Origin of the sequence: Stutzerimonas kunmingensis (assembly GCF_014764705.1) — a bacterium.
GTDB lineage: Bacteria > Pseudomonadota > Gammaproteobacteria > Pseudomonadales > Pseudomonadaceae > Stutzerimonas.
Window position 1 is genome coordinate 53,266 of sequence record NZ_JACXXG010000014.1, and the last position, 21,481, is coordinate 74,746.

The 21,481-nt window shown below is 65.5% G+C and carries 18 protein-coding genes; 13 read left to right on the forward strand and 5 right to left on the reverse strand.

The window, feature by feature from the left end:
* Nucleotides 1-116 precede the first annotated feature (116 nt).
* Nucleotides 117-1,265, reverse strand: a complete 1,149-nt coding sequence (locus IEG05_RS12670) for a PQQ-dependent sugar dehydrogenase (RefSeq protein ID WP_191122158.1) — start codon at nucleotides 1,263-1,265, stop codon at nucleotides 117-119.
* Nucleotides 1,266-1,446: 181 nt separating this feature from the next.
* On the opposite strand from IEG05_RS12670, the gene IEG05_RS12675 reads away from it, so the two are divergent.
* From IEG05_RS12675 to IEG05_RS12690, 4 genes are all read left to right on the forward strand, one after another.
* Nucleotides 1,447-1,626, forward strand: coding sequence for a hypothetical protein (locus IEG05_RS12675; RefSeq protein WP_014819814.1), 180 nt, complete (start codon nucleotides 1,447-1,449; stop codon nucleotides 1,624-1,626).
* A gap of 78 nt (nucleotides 1,627-1,704) precedes the next feature.
* Entirely contained in the window at nucleotides 1,705-2,430 is a 726-nt protein-coding gene (locus IEG05_RS12680) for an RNA pseudouridine synthase (RefSeq protein WP_191122159.1), read from the forward strand.
* 122 nt (nucleotides 2,431-2,552) lie between these two features.
* A complete protein-coding gene (locus IEG05_RS12685) occupies nucleotides 2,553-3,323 on the forward strand; it encodes an ABC transporter substrate-binding protein (protein ID WP_102833270.1) in 771 nt (256 codons plus the stop codon).
* A gap of 78 nt (nucleotides 3,324-3,401) precedes the next feature.
* On the forward strand, nucleotides 3,402-3,950 hold the full coding sequence (locus tag IEG05_RS12690) for a hypothetical protein (protein WP_101274243.1): 549 nt from the start codon (nucleotides 3,402-3,404) through the stop codon (nucleotides 3,948-3,950).
* A gap of 30 nt (nucleotides 3,951-3,980) precedes the next feature.
* Here the strand turns inward: IEG05_RS12690 and IEG05_RS12695 are convergent, their stop codons facing one another.
* Nucleotides 3,981-4,169: a hypothetical protein gene (locus IEG05_RS12695; RefSeq protein WP_014819810.1), complete on the reverse strand. Its 189-nt coding sequence runs from the start codon at nucleotides 4,167-4,169 to the stop codon at nucleotides 3,981-3,983.
* Nucleotides 4,170-4,347: 178 nt separating this feature from the next.
* On the opposite strand from IEG05_RS12695, the gene IEG05_RS12700 reads away from it, so the two are divergent.
* Complete coding sequence (locus IEG05_RS12700; RefSeq protein WP_191122160.1) at nucleotides 4,348-5,211, forward strand: DUF6279 family lipoprotein; 864 nt, start codon at nucleotides 4,348-4,350, stop codon at nucleotides 5,209-5,211.
* 171 nt (nucleotides 5,212-5,382) lie between these two features.
* On the opposite strand, the gene IEG05_RS12705 is transcribed toward IEG05_RS12700, so the two are convergent.
* A complete protein-coding gene (locus tag IEG05_RS12705; protein ID WP_191122161.1) occupies nucleotides 5,383-9,702 on the reverse strand; it encodes a DEAD/DEAH box helicase in 4,320 nt (1,439 codons plus the stop codon).
* Nucleotides 9,703-9,819: 117 nt separating this feature from the next.
* Here IEG05_RS12705 and IEG05_RS12710 point away from each other — a divergent pair, with 117 nt between their 5' ends.
* Both IEG05_RS12710 and IEG05_RS12715 read left to right on the forward strand, forming a co-directional pair.
* Nucleotides 9,820-10,125, forward strand: coding sequence for a hypothetical protein (locus tag IEG05_RS12710; protein ID WP_014819807.1), 306 nt, complete (start codon nucleotides 9,820-9,822; stop codon nucleotides 10,123-10,125).
* Nucleotides 10,126-10,134: 9 nt separating this feature from the next.
* Nucleotides 10,135-10,830, forward strand: coding sequence for an SDR family oxidoreductase (locus IEG05_RS12715; protein WP_046619829.1), 696 nt, complete (start codon nucleotides 10,135-10,137; stop codon nucleotides 10,828-10,830).
* Nucleotides 10,831-10,832: 2 nt separating this feature from the next.
* Here IEG05_RS12715 and IEG05_RS12720 read toward each other — a convergent pair whose 3' ends face one another.
* Nucleotides 10,833-11,648 carry an OBAP family protein gene (locus IEG05_RS12720; RefSeq protein ID WP_046619830.1) on the reverse strand — a complete coding sequence of 272 codons (816 nt, stop codon included), beginning with the start codon at nucleotides 11,646-11,648 and terminating at the stop codon, nucleotides 10,833-10,835.
* 149 nt (nucleotides 11,649-11,797) lie between these two features.
* Between IEG05_RS12720 and egtB the strand changes: the two genes are divergently transcribed.
* Genes egtB through IEG05_RS12735 form a run of 3 tightly spaced genes read left to right on the forward strand, consistent with a single transcriptional unit; the run spans nucleotide 11,798 to nucleotide 15,846 of the window.
* On the forward strand, nucleotides 11,798-13,093 hold the full coding sequence (gene egtB, locus IEG05_RS12725) for an ergothioneine biosynthesis protein EgtB (protein WP_014819804.1): 1,296 nt from the start codon (nucleotides 11,798-11,800) through the stop codon (nucleotides 13,091-13,093).
* A 2-nt stretch (nucleotides 13,094-13,095) separates the two neighbouring features.
* On the forward strand, nucleotides 13,096-14,058 hold the full coding sequence (gene egtD, locus IEG05_RS12730; protein ID WP_044314594.1) for an L-histidine N(alpha)-methyltransferase: 963 nt from the start codon (nucleotides 13,096-13,098) through the stop codon (nucleotides 14,056-14,058).
* Between the two features lie 3 nt (nucleotides 14,059-14,061).
* Entirely contained in the window at nucleotides 14,062-15,846 is a 1,785-nt protein-coding gene (locus IEG05_RS12735; protein WP_046619832.1) for a S8/S53 family peptidase, read from the forward strand.
* A gap of 6 nt (nucleotides 15,847-15,852) precedes the next feature.
* On the opposite strand, the gene IEG05_RS12740 is transcribed toward IEG05_RS12735, so the two are convergent.
* Nucleotides 15,853-16,326: a MarR family winged helix-turn-helix transcriptional regulator gene (locus tag IEG05_RS12740; RefSeq protein ID WP_046619836.1), complete on the reverse strand. Its 474-nt coding sequence runs from the start codon at nucleotides 16,324-16,326 to the stop codon at nucleotides 15,853-15,855.
* Between the two features lie 175 nt (nucleotides 16,327-16,501).
* On the opposite strand from IEG05_RS12740, the gene IEG05_RS12745 reads away from it, so the two are divergent.
* The 3 genes from IEG05_RS12745 (at nucleotide 16,502) to IEG05_RS12755 (ending at nucleotide 21,474) form a co-directional block, all read left to right on the forward strand.
* Nucleotides 16,502-18,274 (forward strand): N-acetylglutaminylglutamine amidotransferase, encoded by a 1,773-nt coding sequence (locus tag IEG05_RS12745; RefSeq protein WP_046619837.1) that lies wholly within the window; start codon nucleotides 16,502-16,504, stop codon nucleotides 18,272-18,274.
* A 135-nt stretch (nucleotides 18,275-18,409) separates the two neighbouring features.
* On the forward strand, nucleotides 18,410-20,149 hold the full coding sequence (ngg, locus tag IEG05_RS12750; protein ID WP_046619839.1) for an N-acetylglutaminylglutamine synthetase: 1,740 nt from the start codon (nucleotides 18,410-18,412) through the stop codon (nucleotides 20,147-20,149).
* A 119-nt stretch (nucleotides 20,150-20,268) separates the two neighbouring features.
* Entirely contained in the window at nucleotides 20,269-21,474 is a 1,206-nt protein-coding gene (locus tag IEG05_RS12755; protein ID WP_003301243.1) for an osmoprotectant NAGGN system M42 family peptidase, read from the forward strand.
* Nucleotides 21,475-21,481 lie beyond the last annotated feature (7 nt).

Below are 21,481 nucleotides of genomic sequence, written 5' to 3' on the forward strand. Positions count from 1 at the left end.
GCAGGGCTGGCCATCATGAGAGTGGGACAGGCGACGAGCGGGAATGCTCCGTGCACAGGGGCGATTGGCGCGACGTGACTTGGCAAGACGGGGCCGGCAGCCGCGCCAGGCGAGACTTACTGGGTGTCCAGGCCAACCTGAAGCAACTTGCTGTCAGCCGCGTCGGTCAGCAGATAGAGGTAACCGTCGGGGCCAAGGCGTACGTCGCGGATGCGCGCACCGAGGTCCTTGAGCAGGCGTTCCTCACCAACCACGCGGTCGCCGTCGAGCTGCAGGCGTATCAGCGACTGATCCACCAGCGCGCCGATGAACAGACTGTGCTGCCAGCCGGGAAAGCGCTCGGCATCGTAGAACGCCATCCCACTGACGCCCGGCGATTTTTTCCAGACGTGGTGCGGCGGCTCGGTGCCCTCGACGGTTTCGCCCTCGGCTTCAGGAATCGGCAGCATGCTGTAGTTGATGCCGTGGGTTGCCAGCGGCCAGCCGTAGTTCTTGCCGGCCTGGGGAATGTTGACCTCGTCACCGCCGCGCGGCCCATGTTCGTGGGTCCAGAGCACGCCGCTCCAGGGGTTGAGTGCGGCGCCCTGCTGGTTGCGATGGCCGTAGGACCAGATTTCCGGTCGCGCGCCGTTCTGCCCGACGAAGGGGTTGTCCTCCGGCACACTGCCATCCAGGCCGATGCGCACCACCTTGCCCTGATGCTTGTCGAGGTCCTGTGAGGTCGGCCGCTGATTGTTTTCGCCGAGCGCGACGAACAGATGCCCGTTGCCATCGAACACCAGCCGCGAGCCGAAGTGCACCCCGGTGGAGAGCTTCGGCAGCTGACGGAAGATAACCTCGAAGTTCTCCAGCCGTGTGTCATCGTCACTCAGCCGGCCACGACCGACCGCCGTTCCTGCCTTGCCCTGCTCACCAGCCTCGGCATAGGTCAGGTAGACCAGGCGGTCCTTTTCGAAGTCCGGCGACAATCGCACGTCGAGCAAACCACCCTGGGAGCGGGCGAAGACCTCCGGCACGCCAGCAAGCGGCTCGGAGAGGCTGCCATCCAGGCCGATCACGCGCAGGCGTCCAGGCCGTTCGGTCACCAGCATGCGCTTGCCGTCCGGCAGGAAGGCCAGTGCCCAGGCGTTTTCAAGGCCGCTGGCGATCTCCTTGACCGTTACCGGCCCGGCCTCGCTGGAATGACGTTCAGTTTCGGCGACAGCCTGCAGCGAAGCGGCGATGGCAAAACCACAGAGCGTGGTGCGAATGGCATGGCGCAGCATGGTCTTCCTCTCAGGTGATGATCCGGCGTCGAGAAACTCGCTTTCGCGGCTAATTGAAGACCAGACGGCTCGCTGAGTGGTTGCAAAAACGCTTCAAGAAATGACGGCCTGCAAAAACCTGAACAAATTTTGATCAAATCTGTATAATGCCCGGTTCGACTGATTAAAGGAAAAGCGATCCATGGCCACTAAAACCACCAGCGCCAAGCGCAAGCCCGAACCCGCCACCGAAACCAGCCAGTCCCTCGCTGCGCAAATGGCCGCTTTCATCAAGGCAGGCGGCGAAGTCCAGACCATCCCCAACGGTGTGAGTGGCCAGACCAACGGTCCTTCCCGCCAGATCACCATCAGCAAGAAGTGATCTGAACCGCCTTCGGCGAGCCGGCTTTATCATGGCTCGCCGCGTTCTACCTCCTCCTTTCTCGTCTCCGAGCGCACCATGACCGACCCCGTACGCCTTGCCAAACGCCTCGCCGAGCAACTCGGCTGTTCCCGGCGCGAGGCCGAGCTGTATATCGAGGGTGGTTGGGTAACGGTCGACGGAGAACTGGTCGAAGTGCCTTTCATCAAGGTGCGACCTGAACAGCGTGTCGAACTGCAGGCCGGCGCTACCGCGAAGGAAATCACGCCTGTGACGCTGCTGCTGCACAAACCGGCCGGGCAGGTGATCGATGCCGACGTCGACAGCACCCGCCGCATACTGCAGGCCAGCGAGCACTGGAGCGACGACCCCAGCCGCAACGAAGCCCTGCAGCGCCATCTGCTCCAGCAGAACCTGTTGCTGCCTCTGGACGCCGACGCCAGCGGGCTGACCGTCTTCAGCCAGCAACGCGAAGTGATCCGCCTGCTCACCAGCACGCGCGACAAGCTGGAGCAGGAATACGTCGTCGAAGTGAGCGGCGAAGCCGAAGAAAACGGGCTGGCCCTGCTCGCCAAGGGCATTGGCCACCGCGGCAAGATCCTGCCCAAGGCCAAGGTCAGCTGGCAGAGCGAAAACCGTCTGCGCCTGGTGATCAAGGAACCCGCGCCCGGCGAAGTCCGCCTGCTCTGCGAAGCCATCGGGCTGACGGTGCTTGCCTGCAAACGCATTCGCATCGGCCGCCTGTCCATGGCCAAACTACCGGCCGGCCAGTGGCGTTTTGTCGGCGAACACGAGCGCTTCTGACGCCGTACCCGCACGCCATCGCCAGCACCGGCTGGCGGAGCACGCTTGCTTTACCTGCCCTGCTGAATCAGTCTTGAGCGGCAATTCGCCACGACGGCGCTTTCACTCAAGACAGGACCGCGATGCAGAAACTGATGCTCCTGCTGCTGACCGTTTTCCCGCTGAGCATCCTGGCTGCCGAGCCTGTCGCCGTATGGGCTTACCAACCCTCGCCGCCCTTTGCGTCGGGGCAGAACCCCGGGCTATCCGAAGCACTGGTGCAGTTGCTCAACGAGCATCCGACCAACCAGGACCGCTACGACTTTCAGTTGACCCAGTTGCCGCGCAAACGTCTCGATGCACGCCTCGAGGACAAGGAGCCCGGCATCCTCCTATGGGCCACGCCGGAGTTCTTCCCCGAGCGCCTCACCGCCGGCGCCAGCTGGACTCGGCCTCTGCTGTGCGACATCCAGGACTTCGTGTCCCACAACGACAAGCCGGTCGACTATGACGGCCCGAAATCGCTGCACGGGCTGCGTCTGGGCGGCGTGCTCGGGCATCTCTACCGGGCGCTGGAAGGCGATATCGACAAGGGCCTGATCCAGCGCGAAGACGTGCACAACGATCTGCAGAACCTGAACAAGCTGCTCAACCAGCGCATCGATGTCGCGTTGATGCCGCGCTCCTCACGGCTGTTCTTCAGCCTGACAGAGGTGCCGGACGCACCGCTGCATGTTTCGCCACGCCCGCTCTATGTCTTCGACCGGCACGTGCTCATGACCGCCAGCCTGCCAGCCGAAACCACGCAGTTCGTGCATCAGCTCATCGCCGATCTGCCGCACAGCGCGCGCTGGCAGACCCTGCTCAGGCGCTACGGCCTGCAAGAGATGAGCGCGCCCTGTCCCAATTATTGAGCGAACGTAAGCGCCACTGGCGAATCGAAGCTGGCACGGCTCATACTGGCGAAAAGAGAACGGAGTACCAATTCAGCCATGAAAAAGGCACTGCTGGTCAGCCTGCTATTGACCCTCGGCGGCTGCGCCACTCAATCCTGCGACCGCGACTGGAACGACCAATGTCGTGCCGAACGGCTGCTGTACCAGAATGACCTGATGCAGGCGAAGATTCTGATTTCGATCGGCGACGAAGACAGCTACGAACTTGCCCAGGCCCTGCTTGATCGCAGTGCGAAGCTGGATCGGCGCGGCGAGACTGAGTTCTATCAGGCCCTTCTGCTGATTCGCCAAGGCCCGGAGCCATCGGAAGTGCTCGACCTGTTGGAGAAGGCCAAGCGCAAGGGCCACCCCCATGCGGTGGCCCTGCTCTACAAGATCTATCACGAGCCGTACCTGCTCAACGAAGCAGACGAGGATCGCGCGGAACGCTATCGCGACGCCTACGGCGAGCTGGATGTCGCGCGCAGCGGCTATCCATCCTTCGACAAATCACTGGAGCTGGTGAATCAGCTGGTCGCTCCGCCACCGCCATCGGTCCCGTATCAGGCGCCCTGCCCGCAGCACTGCCTGGAACAGTCCCGCTAGTTACGGGCCCGGGCGCCTGGGATTACCGTTTCAGGGCGCCGGGGTCTGCGAGATCCGCGGCTCCTCGTCGCCATCGGCCACCGCACGCGCTTCCTGTTCGGTGGCGTAGGGGCCACCGACGATGGTGCCGTTCAGCTCCACTACCCAGCACACGGCCCAGGTCGGGCGCCAAGCCTTGGGTACGTCTTCGCCGCTGAGGTGCTTGATCTGAGAGGTCATGGCTTTTCTCCACTGCTGCTGGGTAAGTCGGCCGCCCCATATCGTCGGAACGACTCCATGTAGGGAAGACCACAGGCCAGCCGCCTTTGCTCGCCGGCACCGACGAAACGGTCCGCCAGCCGAACCCCCGGCGCTGCCGTGGCTCTACAGAACAGCCGCCGACGCTCGAGGAAAGACGATGCGCCCCATTGCCAGCCTGCTCCTGCTGACCCTGCTCTGCGCCACGCTGTTGAACGGCTGCAGCCGCGCCACCCTGGTCTATCGCAACCTCGACATGGTCGTGCCCTGGACGCTCAACGACTATCTCGACCTCGATAACCGTCAGAAGGACGAGCTGCGCGAACGCCTGCGCGAGCACCTGGCCTGGCACTGCAGCACGCAATTGCCGGAACTGCTGGCCAACCTCGAACAGCTTGAGCGTGAAACTGCTGGCGGCCAGCTCGATCGCCGCGATCTCGAACCACAGTACCGCGACGTCCGCGACGCCATGCACAGCGTTGCCGTGGAGATCACCCCCACCGCAACGGACCTGCTGCGTGCCCTGAGCGACAAGCAGGTCGCCGAACTGCGCAACGCGCTGGAGGAAAACCGAGTGGAGTACCGGGAGAAATACCTGGCTCCGCCGCTGGACCGGCAGATTCGCGAGCGCGCCGAGCGTATGCAGGAGCGCCTGCAGTACTGGCTCGGCCAGTTGAACGCGGCCCAGCGTCAACGTGTGCTGCTCTGGTCTCACGCCTTGAACGAGCAGAACAGCCGCTGGCTGAGCAACCGCGAGCGCTGGCAAGAGCTGCTGTTGGCCGCGGTCGAGCAGCGCCACCGCGACGATTTCGATGACCGCATCGCGCAGCTGCTGCAGGAGCGCGAGGCGTTGCTGAGTACGAACGATCAGGCCGCGTTGCAGCGTGCCGAGCAGGCCGGATTGGACCTGGTGGCCGACCTCTATAGCCTCGCCGACGAAGGGCAGCGGACCCACCTCAGCGGGCGCCTGGCGCAGCTGCGCACCGACTTCAGCGACCTGAAATGCCTGGCGCCGACAGCCTGATCCCGGGTGCTTGGGCGGTGAGTGGGTTGAGGCAAGTTCGGATGAACATAGCTGCGAGGCAAGGCGCTGCGACGAGTCATAGTGATGCTATGGCAAGGAGCAGCAACACAGTATCGGAGCCATGGGCGCCGAAATTGACCAACTGAACGTACCAAACAGGCTACTAACTACTCAGCGTCTGGCCGGCGTCAGCAGGCGGCGCGCCTCGCGCTGGGCATCCTCGTCCAGTTCGACCAGCCATTGCGGCTTGCCCGCCGCCAGCACAGCCACCGGCAACCCGTCGCGAAAAAGGATCCGATTTGCCGCCAGGGCCGGCACCCTGGCGCCCGGCAACAAGGTGCCGAGCTGATTGAACGGATCGACCGCGGACACCGCCAGCATCTCGCCGGCCAGCGGCCGCTTGCGCACCTCGCGCAGCAAGCCAAGCGCCTCCGGCAGAGCGAACTGCTCGCCCGCCACCGCCTCAACAAAGCGCCCGCCGCGAATCTCGCCACGGGCTTCCAGCCGATGGTAGACCCGCAGCAGGTCGCGCCAGGGCGGCAACCAGTCCGCTTCACGCGCCAGCAGGCGCCAGCACACCACGCCGTAACGGCGCAGCAGCACACGGGCAATGTGCTCCAGTGCCTCTGCATCGAACGCTGGTGTTCTTGCCTCCTCTTCGCCCGCTCCAGACTTGCGCACCAGTGCCCAGCGGCCGGCGTCATCCATCCCGCCGATAAAGGCACCCCCGCGGCTTCGCCGGGCCGTGCGCGAGCGCTTGCTCGCCGGCGCCAGCAATGCGCGCAGACCGGCGAAGCTGTCGGCGTTTACCAAGCCCACCGCCACCAGCTCGCCAAGGGCATCCTCCAGTTCGCTGCGCAGCAGATGCGCGTCGTGCTGCAGCTCATCGAAGAACAGCGCGCCCTGGGCGTTCAGGCATTCGAGCACCCGCTGTGCCCGTGAAGACAGCTCCGGCGCCGGCGCATCGCTGGCCAGTGCATACCAGGTCGGTAACTGGCGCCGCGGCAGCAGCACGATCGGCGTGCCGCGCACCGGCCCGCCGCTGGCCCTGAGCCGCCCGGCCAGCCGTGTCCAGACAATGCAACCGGAGCGGCACAGCTCGTCCAGCCAGGTGCCACTATAGTCCTTCAGCCGCGCCGGCAAGAGATCGGCTTCCCACGCAGCGGCGGCGGCCTGAAAACCCTCCAGCTGTTCGACGACCGTGGCCAGCGCTTCGCGACCCTGCATGCGCGTGGTCGCGGACAGATGTTGCCAGTCGGCAAGAAAGCGCATGAAATCGACACGTTCGACCGGCTCGATCTCCCGCCGCAGACGCTTGACCGTGTAGCGATGGATACGCACCAGCAGATGCCGCTCGCACCACTCCTCCTCCACTGCGCCAGCGCTGAAACGCCCGCGCATCACGTAACCCTGACTTTCCAGACGGACCAACGCCGCCGCGACGGCAGAGGCCGGTAACGCCAGCGGCCGCGCGATCAACGCCACCGGCAGCGGGCCGAAGCCGCTCAGCCGCGCACGAATCAGCTCGACCAGTGCCGCCTCTTCCTCGATTGACTGATCGTAACCGCCAGGCGCCTGCAGATGCGGCTGGAACGGGGCCTGCGGATAGACCGCGCGCAGCAGCATCAGGCGCTCGAGCGGCAACCAGAGGACACGGTCGTGCGCCACCTGCATGCGTGTCGCGCGGCCGCCACGGGCCAGTTCGGCCAGCCATTCGCTCCATTGCAGCTGTGCGGCGGCCTCGGCCTCGGCAATGCAACCGAGCGCTGTCAGCGCCTCGTGCAACTCGTCGGCACTGCGCGCCTCGGGCCAGGCCTCCTCACGCACGGCGGCTATCGCTTCCGGGTCCAGCGCGCCCAGATCGTCAGCCGACTCCGGATCGCTCCAGCGCCGCGCGAGCACCGCCTGGGTGCGGCGCTCTTCCAGCGGTGCATCGTCGAGAAAGGCGTAAGGGCGCGCGCCGAGAATATCCATGGCCAGCGGCGACGGCGCGGGCAGATCACGCGCCAGCAGTTCAACCTGGCCGCCCTCCATGCGCCGCAGCAGCGCGAGCAAGCCTTCGCTATCCATAGCCTCGTGCAGGCAGTCATCGAGTGTCTGGCGTACAAGCGGATGATCGGGAATCTCGCGCTCGCCGACGATGTTTTCCAGGCAGGCAACTTGGTCGGGAAAGACCGTGGCCAGCAGATCGTCGCTCTTCATTCGCTGTAGCTGCGGCGCGACCTTGCGTCCGCCGGCCATGCGCGGCAACGCCAGTGCCGTGGTGGCGATCCAGCGCCAGCGCACACCGAACAGCGGCGCATCCAGCAGTGCCTGGATCAGCACCTGCTCGGCGCTGGCCGAATGCAGGTAGCGCCAGACTTCCGCCAGCGGAAAGCTGTGACTGGTGGACAGCGAAAGAATGATGGCGTCCTCGGTGGCCGCCGCCTGCAGCTCGAAGTTGAAGGTGCGGCAGAAGCGCTTGCGCAGTGCCAGCCCCCAGGCGCGATTGATGCGGCTGCCATAGGGCGAGTGAATGACCAGCTGGGTGCCGCCGGACTCGTCGAAGAAGCGCTCCATCACCAGCCGCTGCTGAGTCGGCAAGGCGCCAAGTGCGGAGCGGGCACGCGCCAGGTATTCGACGATCTGTCGCGCGGCGGTTTCCGTCAGGCCAAGGGTGCCGGTAAGCCAATCGATGGCGGGCGACAGGTCCACCCCGCCCACCGCCTCCCCCTCAGCCAACCGCCGATCAATCTCGTCACGCAGCCGCGCCACGGAAAAGGACAGCTCGTCGCTGCGCCCAGGCGCCTCGCCCAGCCAGAAGGGAATGCTCGGCGGCATGCCCTGGGCGTCCTCGACACGCACCCGCCCGGACTCGATCTTAAGGATGCGATACGACGTGTTACCCAGCTGGAACACATCGCCGGCCAGGCTCTCCACCGCGAAGTCCTCGTTCACCGTGCCGATATTCAGCCCCTGCGGCTCCAGCAGCACGGCATAGTCGGCGTTGTCGGCGATGGTGCCGCCGGAGGTCAGTGCGGTCAGCCGACCACCGCGTCGGCCACGCAGGCTGCGCGTCGCGAGATCACGGTGTAGATAGGCGCCGCGGGTTCCGTGGCGGGTGGTGTAACCCTCGGCGAGCATTCGCAGCAGTGCCTGGAAGGTCGCGTCGTCGACCGCGGCATAGGGCATCGCACGGCGGAACAGCTGGAGCAACGCTTCCTCCTTCCATTCCCGACAGGCCACCTCCGCGACGATCTGCTGGGCCAGCACATCCAGCGGCGCGTGCGGGATCTTCAGCGTGTCCAGCTCGCCACGACGCACGGCGTCGAGCAGCGCGGCACACTCGATCAGGTCGTCGCGGGAGCTGGGGAACAGCCGGCCCTTGGACACGCCGGCGACCTGGTGCCCGGCCCGCCCAACCCGCTGCAGAAAGGCCGAAATCGAGCGTGGCGAGCCAAGCTGGCAGACCAGTTCGACATCACCGATGTCGATGCCCAGCTCCAGCGAGGCAGTCGCGACCAGGACCCGCAACTCGCCGCGCTTGAGCTTCTGCTCGGCGCTCAGCCGCTGTTCGCGGGCCAGGCTGCCGTGATGCGCAGCGACCACCTCTGCCCCCAGCCGCTCGGCCAGATGCCGGGTGGTGCGCTCGGCCATGCGCCGCGTGTTGACGAACACCAGCGTAGTGCGATGCTCGCCAGCCAGTGCCGCGAGGCGGTCGTAGACCAGCGCCCAGGCATCGTTGCTCATCACCGCTTCCAGTGGCACCGACGGCACTTCCAGCGCCAGGTCGCGGGCGCGGCCATGGCCGATGTCGACAATCTCGCACGGTCGCTCGACGCCGACCAGAAAGCGCGCCACCGCATCGATCGGCTTCTGCGTCGCCGACAGGCCGACCCGCACCAGCGGCCGATTGCAGAGCGCTTCCAGTCGCTCCAGCGACAGCGCCAGATGGCTGCCACGCTTGTTGCCGGCGATGGCGTGAATCTCGTCGACGATCACGCTCCGCACACCGGCGAGCATTTCGCGCCCAGATGCCGAGCCGAGCAGCACATAGAGCGATTCCGGCGTGGTGACGAGGATATGCGGCACGCGCTTGCGCATGGCGTTGCGCTCGGCCTGCGGCGTGTCGCCGGTACGCACCGCGGTGCGGATTTCCAGCGCAGGTAGCCCCAGACGCGCCAGCTCGGCGGTGATCCCGGCGAGCGGCTTCTCCAGGTTGATATGGATGTCGTTGGACAAGGCCTTCAGTGGCGAGACATAGAGCACGCGCGTCGCGTCGGCCAGGCCGCCCTCGGCCAGCCCCTGCTGCACCAGACCATCGATGGCGGCGAGAAAGGCGGTCAGCGTCTTGCCCGAGCCAGTCGGCGCGGCCACCAGGGTCGAACGACCGGCACGAATAAGGGGCCAGGCAGCCGCCTGGGCCGGCGTCGGTGCGGGAAAACTGCGGGAAAACCAGCCCGCCACGGCGGGGTGGAAACGGCCAAGTGGATCGACGGATGACGTGGTCATGCCGATGAATATGGTGGCGCCCCAGCCTTTGCACAAGCGACAGCCGGTCGGCGGTCGGGAAACGGCCATGGGATATGGCGGTCAACTTGATACATCCGCAACGCAACGGAGATGACCATGACCACCACCCCGCTCAGCCTCGACAACGCCATGCAACTGGCCTCAGAAGCCTTCCTGCCCTGTGGTTGCGTGACCAGCGCCAACCCCGAGGACGACAGTTTCGGCTTCACCGTGATGAACGGCAGCGGCGAGGAAATCACCCGCGTGGCGCAGGTGCGCGACTACGCCGACCCGCTGCGCATGGCACAGGTGATCGAGCAGACCCGTCAGGAGCTGATCGACAAGGGTTGCACCCTCGAACCCTGGAGCATGCCGTTCATCACCGACGACAGCGCCATTCCGGAAACCACGCCGAACTACTGAGGAGCGGCCATGAGCGATCACGTGCTGCTGATCACCGGCGCCTCATCCGGTATCGGCGCGGCAACCGCACGTCTGGCAGCGGCGGCCGGCTACCGGCTGGCGCTCGCCGCACGCTCCGAGGACAAGCTGCGGCAGCTGGTCGATGAAATCGGGCCGCAGCGCGCCCTCGCCATTCGCTGCGACGTGACCGATTACGCCGAGCAACAAGCCATGGTGCAACGCGTGCTCGATCACTACGGCCAGCTCGATGCGGTCTACGCCAACGCCGGCATCCCCGGCAGCGAGGGCGGTTTCAGCGGTGCCGATCCCGAAGTCTGGAAAACCATGCTGCTGACCAACGTCTACGGCGTCGGCCTGACCCTGCGCTGCGCGCTGGCCGCCTTGAAGGCCAGCCGCGGTCATTTGCTGCTCACCGGTTCGGCGGCCGGGCGCTTCGTCATTCCCGGCTCGATGTACAGCGCCAGCAAATGGGCGGTGACCGGGATGGGTCTGAGCGTGCGCGAAGAACTGCGCGGCAGCGGTGTGCGGGTCACTCTGATCGAGCCGGGCATGGTCGACACGCCGCTGTTCGACGAACCGCCAGCCTATGCTCTGCAACCGGAGGATGTCGGCCGCGCAGTGGTCTATGCCCTGTCTCAGCCGGCCCATGTAGACGTCAACGAAATCCTGATTCGCCCGACGCCCCCGGTCGACGGCGATCAGTAACCTCAGCGTTTATCGCTGCGCTGTTGCTGTTGTTGCAGGCGTCCCGACTCGATGATTTCCGCCCGCCCGGCCCCATCGCCGTGGCGATGCCCGCCGGCCCCCCGCACCCGCTGCAGCGGAATCACTTCACCTTTCTCCCAGGCATTTGCCGCCGGATCGACCGTCGGCTGCGGGATCGACTCGCGACTGCGACGGATCGCCTGGGTATCCACGTCGAGACGGTCGTCACGGGCCTGTTCCAGCGCCGGGTCCAGCTGGCCATCCGCGGTAAATCCCTTCATCAGCGCCGGAATTCCATAGGGCAGTTCCTTGTCGCGGTCGGTATGCCAGGTGTGCCACGTCTTGCCATAGGTGCTGACCACCTGTTCCATCAGCTGCTTTTCCGCGACCTGCGGCAGGCCGGGGGCGACCAGCGCGCCGGACTTCACCTCGTAATCGTGGCTGTGCCAGAGCATCTTCTCATCGTCGGGCAGTGTCGCGAACAGGCGCGCGCTGATGATGTATTCGACGCCCATGAGCTTGGCATCGCTGCCATTGCCGTCGTAGATCAGCGCCTGCATCACGTCCTCGTTCAGCCGCGTGACGTAGTGGTGGGCCTCCATTTGCCCGTCCATGTCGCCGTTATAGAAGTGAAAGCCGTTGAGGTAAGCGCTCACAGCATTCAGCGGCGCCTTGCCCTGCAACAGCTTTGCGCCGGCCTCGAGGGTGCGCGTCTCGGCGCTTTTCGGCGCGCCCGCGGCGTCGGTGTAGGACGCCGTATTGTGTTGCCCGCAGGCAGCCAACAGCGCTGCGGAACCCAAAACTGACAACTTTCGCATGGTTCGATCCCCTGCTTTGCTCATACAGAGTGACCAGGGCGCCGCCGGTTCTTCTTCAACTTTGCCGGGCCGGCCGGCAGAAACTTTTGCCCGCTGCGCCGGGTCGCTATGGGAGGCCGTTTCGGTCGTCAAACCCGAGGGGGACAGCCATGGGCAACCTGGCAGAGCAGCCACATTCGCATCCGGTACTCGCCGAACTCGACCTGTTGCTGCAGCGTTACCGGCAGGTACGCGCCACCAGCGAGGCGATCTGCACGCCGCTGCAGGTCGAGGATTACGTCATCCAGAGCACGCCGGAAGTCAGCCCGCCGAAATGGCACTTGGCGCACGTCAGCTGGTTCTTCGAGACCTTTCTGCTGTTGCCTTATCTGCCTGGTTACCGGCGGCTGAACGAGGCCTACGACTACCTGTTCAACTCCTACTACCAGACCCATGGCCTGCCCTTTCCGCGGGCACGGCGCGGTGTGCTGTCCCGCCCGGGAGTGGACGAGATCTATCGCTATCGCCGCCACGTCGACCAGGCCATGGGCGAACTGCTGAGCAATCCGCCGCGCGAGCAGGCTGCCGAAATCGTCCGCCGCGTCGGCCTCGGCCTGCAGCATGAGCAGCAGCACCAGGAACTGCTGCTGATGGACATCAAGCACATCCTCGCGCAGAACCCGCTGCACCCGGTTTATCGCGACGATCTCGCCCAGCCCCGGCCCAGCAGCCCCGAGCGCCCGCGCTGGCATGAATACGCCGGCGGTGTGCAGCACATCGGGCATGCCGGCAGCGATTTCGCCTTCGATTGCGAAACCCCGCGACATCGCCAGTTCGTCGAGGATTTCCAGCTTGCCGAACGATTGGTGAGCAACCGCGAATACCTGTCGTTCATCACTGACGGCGGTTATGCCCGCCCGGAGCTGTGGCTGTCGGACGGCTGGGACCTGATCCAGCAGGCCGGCTGGAACGCTCCGCTGTACTGGCTGCGCGAGGACGCCAGCTGGCACGAGATGACCCTTGGTGGCCTGCGCCCGCTGGACCTGGAGGCACCGGTCTGTCACATCAGCTATTACGAGGCCGATGCCTTCGCACGCTGGGCCGGTGCGCGGCTGCCGAGCGAAGCGGAATGGGAAGTCGCCGCCGCCGACCAGCCATTGCGCGGCAACTTCCTTGAAAGCGACTACCTGCAACCGGTCGCCGCGCCGCCCGGCCATGACGGCCCGAGGCAGCTGTTCGGCGATGTCTGGGAGTGGACCGCCAGCGCCTACCTGCCCTATCCGGGTTTTCGCCCGCTGGAGGGCAGCCTCGGCGAGTACAACGGCAAGTTCATGTCCGGCCAGATGGTCTTGCGTGGCGGTTGCTGCGCCACGCCGGAATCCCACCTACGGGTCACCTACCGCAACTTCTTCCAGCCGGCCATGCGCTGGCAGTTCGCCGGGCTGCGCCTGGCCAGAGGGCTCTGAACATGGCGCTGGCAATTCACTTTCACGATCAGCTGCAACAGCCACACGACGCCTCGCTGCGCGACGAAACCCTCGCCGGGTTCGCCGCGAGCCCGAAATGGGCCTCGCCAAAGTTCTTCTATGACCGCCGCGGGTCCGAGCTGTTCGAGCAGATCTGCCAGCAGCCCGAGTACTACATCACCCGCACTGAGGAGCAGATTCTCGCCGAGGCTGCCAACGACATCCTCGACATCGCCGGCCCTCACAGCGACCTGATCGAGCTGGGCAGCGGTGCCAGTCGCAAGGTACGCCTGCTGCTGGAGGCACTGCACCCGACCAGCTATCTGGGCATCGACATCTCCGAGGACTTCCTGCTCAGCAGCACCCAGCGGCTGGCGGCGGACTACCCGTGGCTGGAGGTGCATGCCGCCTGTACCGACTTTTCCAACGAGCTGAACCTGCCGGATGATTTCTCCAGCGAGCACCCGCTGATGTTCTTCCCCGGTTCCAGCATCGGCAACTTCACCCCGGGCGAGGCCGCGGCCTTTCTGCAGCGTTTGCACGATGTGCTGCCGGCCGGCGGCGGCCTAGTGATCGGCGTCGATCTGGTCAAGGACCGAGCGGTGCTGGAGGCTGCCTACAACGACCGCGCCCATGTCACCGCTGCCTTCAACCTCAACCTGCTGCAGCGCATCCGCAACGAGCTGGACAGCGACATCGACCCGTCACGCTTCGTCCATCGCGCCTTCTTCAACGAGGCCGAATCGCGCATTGAGATGCACCTGATCAGCCCCGATGCGCAGGACGTGACCATCGAAGGCCGGCGCTTCCACTTCGATGCTGGGGAAAGCCTGCACACGGAAAACTCCTACAAGTACACGCTGGAATCCTTCGCTGCCCTGGCCGATGCCGCCGGCTTCGCCTGTCGCGGTCAGTGGACCGACCGGCGCGGGCTGTTCAGCGTCAACTACCTCGAGCGACGTTGAACCATGCCAGAACGCGCCTCCACCCTGTTCACCCTCGGCCTCGGCCTCGGGTTATTGAGCGCCCTCGCCGCCTTTCCGGCAGCTGCAGAAGATCCCATCCGCATCACCCAGCTCAAGCGCTGCGGCGACCTCTTCGCCGAGGATTCGCTGAGCTGGTGCCTGAGCGCCAAAGGCCTGCCCCGCGGCGGGGTGCAGCTGTACCTCAACGGCGAGCGAGTGGCTGCCGACACGCTCCAACGCGACGGCAAGCAGCTGCGCCTGACCCTAGCGGCGGACGCGGTGCGCAGCGGCCCGCTGTGGCTGGAACGCGACGGGCAACGCAGCAATCCGGTCTGGCTCTCGGCTGGTCGCAGCCAGGTGCTCGCCGCCAAACCCGATGAAGTGGCGCGCAACATGGATGACCTGACCACCTACGTAGACCTCGTCAGCCTGATCATCGAGGAGGATCACGAAGGCCTGGACAAGGCGCGGCAGCTCGCCGAGAAGTACGGCGCCAAGGTGGTCGGCGCCATACCGCCGCTGAACACCTATCAGCTGCGCCTACCAGTGAAAGATCTGACCGAGCGCGACGCCATGGTGCTGCGCTTGGGCAGCGAGGTAGGCGTGGATGCCGTGGTGATCGAGGAATCGGCAGCCGAGAACGACGAGCAGGAAACCGGCAAGACCGCGGATCAGAAGCGTCTGCAGAACCGGGAGTGGGCCGCCAACCGCTTCCTCGATGCGGTGGACTACTACCGCGAACGCATTCCCGCCGGCCTGCGCGCCGGCGAAAAACAGCCGGTGCGTATCGGCATCATCGAGCGTGCGGTGGACTTCGATGCACCGCATTTTGCCGAGTACCTCGGACCCTGCGATCCACAGCAGCAGCGCACCTGCCTCTACGCCCGCGACGCAGACCGGCCGGACAATCACGGCAGCAGCGTCGCCGGCATCCTCGCCGCCCACGCCAGCGATGCCCGCGACCAGGGATTTCTCAGTGCACTGGACGGTACCGGGCCGGGCTTCGAGGTGATCGTCGAGCGCAACTCGGACGCCGGCATCACGGCCAACGTCGCGGCCTCGGTGAATCTGGTGGAGGACGGCGCGCGCATCCTCAACTGGAGTTGGGGCATCCACCGCATTGGCACGGTGGATGTGGAAGGCGAGCCGGTGGATTCGCTGCTGCGCTCGGGAATTGCCATGAGCGGCTACGAGGAGCTGCTGGAGGAATTCTTCCTCTGGTTGCGCCGCGAACATCCCGACGTGCTGGTGATCAACTCCGCCGGCAATGGCTCGGCCCACTCCGGGCGTGACGACTATCGACTGCCCTCCTCGTTCATCACCGAGCAGTTGCTGGTGGTCGGCGGCCATGAGCGCAACGACAGGAAAAAGGTCTCGGTGGAGCACCCGGACTACGTACGCAAGCGCAAATCCTCCAATGTCGACATGCGCGTGGATATCACCGCTGCGGCCTGCACCCGTGCCGCCACGCTCGATCCCGAGCAGCGCGGCGACGTGCATTGCGGCACCTCCTATGCCACGCCGCTGGTTGCCGGCGCGGTGGGCGCGATGCTTTCGGTCAATCCTGGGCTGGAGCCGGATCAGGTGCGCGAACTGCTGCGCCGCAGCGCCATGACCATCGGCCGCGACTCGGATTTCGAACCCGCCGAGGCGGATGACCTTACCGCGCCGATTCTGCCGTCGGAACGCGGCTATCGGCTGGATGATCGCGATGTCGGTCGCTCGGCACGGCTGGACATGCGCAAGGCGCTGGAGCTGACAGTGGAAAGCCTTAAGAACTCGCGCTAGCGGCGCTCACTCCATGTCGCCGCACAGCTCGGCGGCACGCAGCAGCGCGGCGGTCAGCGCGTGGCGCTCCCATTGTGGCAGGGCGGCGAAACGTGCGCGGAACTCCGGAGACAACAGCGCAGGCGCCTGCTGCAACAAGGCGCGGCCGTTATCGCTGAGCAGCAGCCACTGGCGGCGACGGTCCTGATCGTCGCGCTGGCGCTGCAACAGGCCGCGCTCCTCCAGCCGGTCGATCTGACCGGAAAGCGTGGCTGCGGTAAGGCTGACGCGCCGACTCAGGTCACTTGCGGTCAACTGCCCTTCGCTAGCCAGCACCTGCAGGATCATCAGCTGCACAGGGCTCAGCCCGCCGTAACGCGCCAGCCGTTTGGCATGCACTTCGGCGTCTTGCTGCAACCGGCGCATGGCCTGAAACAGCGGCATTTCGAAGGCTTCTAGCTCGACACTATTGATTTCGCTTGAAACTGTTTCTTCCGCCATATTCAGTCTTTCTTGCTACAACTAACTTTGACATCAAAGCATTTTTTTGTTTTGGTGTAAAAAGCTGACTGACCTGTTCCCGGCCGCATCGGCGCCGCTGCGCTGATTCGAAAGGCTGAACTTAGCGGGTGACGGGCCAGTCACACTCCCCAACGGCAAAACCGGTAAGGATCTTATGTGTGGCATAGCTGGAGAACTTCGTTTCGATAACCGCCCGGCCGATCTGGCTGCGGTTGAACGCATCACTCAACACCTGACTGCGCGCGGCCCCGACGCGTGCGGTTTCCACAGCCAGGGCCCACTCGCCCTGGGTCATCGGCGCCTGAAGATCATGGATCTGTGCGAGGCGTCCGGCCAGCCGATGATCGACTCGGCCCTCGGCCTGTCGATGGTCTTCAACGGCGCCATCTACAACTACCCCGAATTGCGCGCAGAGCTGGAAGGCCTGGGCTACCGCTTCTTCTCCGAAGGCGATACCGAAGTGCTGCTCAAGGGCTTCCATGCCTGGGGCGAAGCGCTGCTGCCGCGGCTGAACGGCATGTTCGCCTTTGCCATCTGGGAGCGCGACAGCCAGCAGCTGTTCATCGCCCGCGACCGTCTCGGCGTCAAGCCGCTGTACCTGTCGCGCACCGACCAGCGCCTGCGCTTCGCCTCGTCGCTGCCGGCACTGCTCAAGGGCGGCGACATAGCGGGTGTTTTGAATCCGGTGGCGCTGAATCACTACATGAGTTTCCACGCCGTGGTTCCGGCACCGGACACGCTGATCGCCGGTATCGAGAAATTGCCGCCGGCGAGCTGGATGCGCGTCGACGCCAATGGCGCGACCACCACCCAGCGCTGGTGGGAGCTTGAATTCGGCGCCCGTGAAGAGGAGCGCAACTACAGCTTCGAAGACTGGAAACAGCGCACCCTGGACACCATGCGCGAGGCGGTGGCGATCCGTCAGCGCGCCGCGGTGGATGTCGGCGTACTGCTCTCCGGCGGTGTCGACTCCAGCCTGCTGGTCGGCCTGCTGCGCGAAGCCGGTGTGGCGGACAACCTGCTGACGTTCTCTATCGGCTTCGAAGATGCCGGCGGCGAGCGCGGCGACGAGTTCAAGTACTCGGATCTGATCGCCAAGCACTACAACACGCGTCATCACCAGCTGCGTATTCAGGAAAAGGAAATCCTCGAACAGCTGCCGGCCGCCTTCCAGGCGATGAGCGAGCCGATGGTCAGCCATGACTGCATCGCCTTCTACCTGCTCTCGCGGGAAGTGGCCAAGCACTGCAAGGTGGTGCAGAGCGGCCAGGGTGCGGACGAACTGTTCGCCGGCTACCACTGGTATCCGCTGGTGGACGGCGCCGAAGACCCGGTGGCGGCCTACCTCGCCGCGTTCCGCGATCGCACGTACGAGGAATATGCCGTGACCGTGCAGCAGCAGTGGGTCCAGGGCGACTTCTCCGGCGACTTCGTCCGTCAGCACTTCGCCCAGCCCGGCGCCGACGCGGCGGTGGACAAGGCGCTGCGTATCGACAGCACGGTGATGCTGGTCGATGACCCGGTCAAGCGCGTCGACAACATGACCATGGCCTGGGGCTTGGAGGCGCGCACGCCGTTCCTCGACTACCGCGTTGCCGAACTGTCGGCGCGCATCCCGGCCAGGTTCAAGCTGCCCGAGGGCGGCAAGTATGTGCTCAAGGAAGCGGCGCGCCAGGTGATTCCTGCCGAGGTGATCGACCGGCCTAAGGGCTACTTCCCGGTGCCGGGCCTCAAGCACTTGCAGGGTGCGACACTGAACTGGGTTCGCGAGATGCTGCTCGACCCCAGCCAGGAGCGCGGCCTCTACAACCCGCAGGCACTGGAGAAGCTGCTCGCCGATCCGGATGGCCAGCTCACGCCGCTGCGCGGTTCAAAACTCTGGCAGCTGGCGGCGGTCAACTTATGGTTGAGCGAGCAAGGCCTTTGACGGTGGCCGATGCAGGCGCCAGGCCACGACGGCCCCGATAACCCGCTCACGAACGGCTGCGGTTGCCACGCGCCACGGGGGCGAGCACATCGCCCCGCCGCTGCCTGTTCGTGACTTAGCATCAAGGAACGCACCATGCAGAAGTCCCAAGCCTACGGTCAGCGTCTGTTGCGCGGACAGGCTCCGACCTACCAGCGGCTGCAGGCACGCTTCGCCGAGGACGGTCAGGAGGAGCCCTGCGGCGCGGTGATCCTGCATTGCGGCTGGGGTCGCATTCTGGTCGGCCACACCTACTCCGATCCCGCCCAACTCGCTGCCGAACTGCTCAACGAGCAGGCGGGCGAGCGCGATATCGCGCTGTACGTCGCCGCGCCACATCAGGTGCTGTCCTATGCACCGCAGCAACTCTTCCTCGACCCCTCCGATACCCTGCGTATCTGGTTCACCGACTACCGCCCTTCGCAGAAGCGTTTCCGCGGTTTCTGCGTGCGTCGTGCCCAGAGCGAAGCGGACTGGCAGGCCATCAACGGTCTGTACCAGGCGCGCGGCATGATGCCCGTCGACCCGGAGCGCTGCACCCCGCGCGAACAGGGCGGCCCGGTGTACTGGCTGGCCGAGGACGAGACCTCCGGGCAGATCATCGGCAGTGTGATGGGCATCGACCACCACCGCGCCTTCAACGATCCGGAAAACGGCTCCAGCCTGTGGTGCCTGGCGGTTTCGCCAAGCTGCCCGCGGCCGGGCGTCGGCGAGGCGCTGGTGCGTCACCTGATCGAACACTACATGGGCCGCGGCCTGGCCTATCTCGATCTGTCGGTGCTGCACGACAACCAGCAAGCCAAGGCGCTGTACGCCAAGCTGGGCTTCCGCGACCTGCAGACCTTCACCGTCAAGCGCAAGAACAGCTTCAACCAGCCGCTGTTCCTCGGCCCTGGCCCGGAAGCAAAGCTCAACCCCTACGCCAAGATCATCGTCGACGAGGCCCGGCGGCGCGGTATCGAGATCGAGATCAACGATGCCGAAGCCGGCCTGTTCACCCTGACCCAGGGCGGCCGGCGGGTACGCTGCCGAGAGTCGCTATCCGACCTGACCTCGGCTGTCAGCATGACGCTTTGCCAGGACAAGCGCCTGACCCACCGCACCCTGTCCCAGGCGGGCATCTGCCTGCCAGCGCAACAGCTGGCTGCCGGCCCGAAGGAAAATGCCACGTTCCTCGCCGAGCACGGCAGCGTGGTGGTCAAGCCGGTGGATGGCGAACAGGGCATGGGCGTCGCCGTGGACCTGCGCGATGCGACCGAAATGGAAGACGCCATCCAGCGCGCCCGGCAGTACGACAGCCGCGTGCTGCTGGAAAGCTTTCATCCGGGGTTCGACCTGCGCATCGTGGTGATCGGCTTCGAGGTGGTCGCCGCGGCGATACGCCGCCCGGCGGAAGTCATCGGAGATGGCCGCACCAGCATCGGTTCGCTGATCGAGAAGCAGAGCCGCCGGCGCCAGGCCGCTACCGGCGGTGAGAGTTCCATTCCGCTGGATGAGGAAACCCAGCGCTGCCTGCGCGACGCCGGCTTCGACTTCGAAAGCGTATTGCCGGACGGACACCGGCTCGCGGTGCGCCGCACCGCCAACCTGCATACCGGTGGCACGCTGGAAGACGTCACCGCGCAACTGCACCCCGAGCTGGTCGACGCCGCCGTACGCGCCGCCCGCGCACTGGACATCCCGGTGGTGGGCCTGGACCTGCTGGTGCCGGCACCGGACCAGCCGGAGTACGTCTTCATCGAGGCCAACGAGCGCGTCGGCCTGGCCAATCATCAGCCGCAGCCGACCGCCGAACGCTTCATCGACCTGCTCTTCCCACTCAGCACCGCAGGTTGAGTCTGGCGCGACCCGGCGCCAAGCCGGGTCGCCACAGGTCGTTCGTCACTATGGCGGGTCCCGCTCTCCGACATTCACTCCATCCGGTGGCTGAAAAGGCACCGTCAACAGGAGCTCTCATGACCGCAAAACTCCCCGAACCCGATCTCAACTACATGCAACGCGTGTTGCTGGAGATGCTCGCCATCCCCAGCCCCACCGGATTCACCGACACAATTGTGCGCTATGTTGCCGAGCGCCTGGCCGAGCTGGGCATCCCCTACGAGCTGACCCGCCGCGGGACCATCCGCGCCACACTCAAGGGCCGGCGCTACAGCCCGGATCGCGCCGTCGCGGCGCACCTGGACACCATCGGCGCCATTGTTCGCGAGATTCAGGATACCGGCCGCCTGGGCCTGGCGCCGGTGGGCTGCTGGTCGAGCCGCTTCGCCGAGGGCAGCCGCGTCAGTGTCTTCACCGATACCGGAGTTATCCGCGGTAGCGTACTGCCGCTGCTCGCATCGGGGCATGCCTTCAATACCGCCGTGGATGAAGCACCGGTGAGCTGGGACCACGTCGAGCTGCGCCTGGACGCCTATACCTACAGCCGCAACGAAACCTGCGCGCTGGGGGTCAACGTCGGTGATTTCGTCGCCTTCGATCCGATGCCGGAATTCACCGAGAACGGCTACATCAGCGCCCGCCACCTGGATGACAAGGCTGGCGTCGCCGCGCTGCTGGCGGCACTGAAGGCCATCGTCGAAAGCGGCCGCGAACCACCCATCGATGTACATCCGCTGTTCACCATCACCGAGGAAACCGGCTCCGGAGCCGCCGGCGCCCTGCCCTGGGATGTCAGCGAGTTCGTCGGGATCGACATCGCGCCGGCGGCCAAGGGCCAGGCCTCCAGTGAGCACGCGGTAACTGTGGCGATGCAGGATTCCGGCGGCCCCTACGACTTTCATCTGTCGCGCCACCTGCTAAAGCTCGCCAGCGAGAACGAGATCCCGGTGCGCCGCGACCTGTTCCGCTACTACCACAGCGACGCCCAGTCGGCGGTCGAAGCGGGACACGACATCCGCACCGCGCTGCTGGCCTTCGGCTGCGATGCCACCCATGGCTACGAACGCACCCACATCGACAGCCTCGCGGCGATGAGCCGCCTGCTCTGCGGCTACATGCTCAGCCAGCCGGTCTTCGCCAGCGACTCCCAACACTCGAAGGACTCGCTGGAACGTTTCAGCCATCAACTGGAACACGATGCGCAGATGGAGAACGACACCCGCGTGCCACCCGTCGACACACTGATCGGGCGCCAGCACCACCCCCAGGAGCGTGAAAGTTGAGTCATTG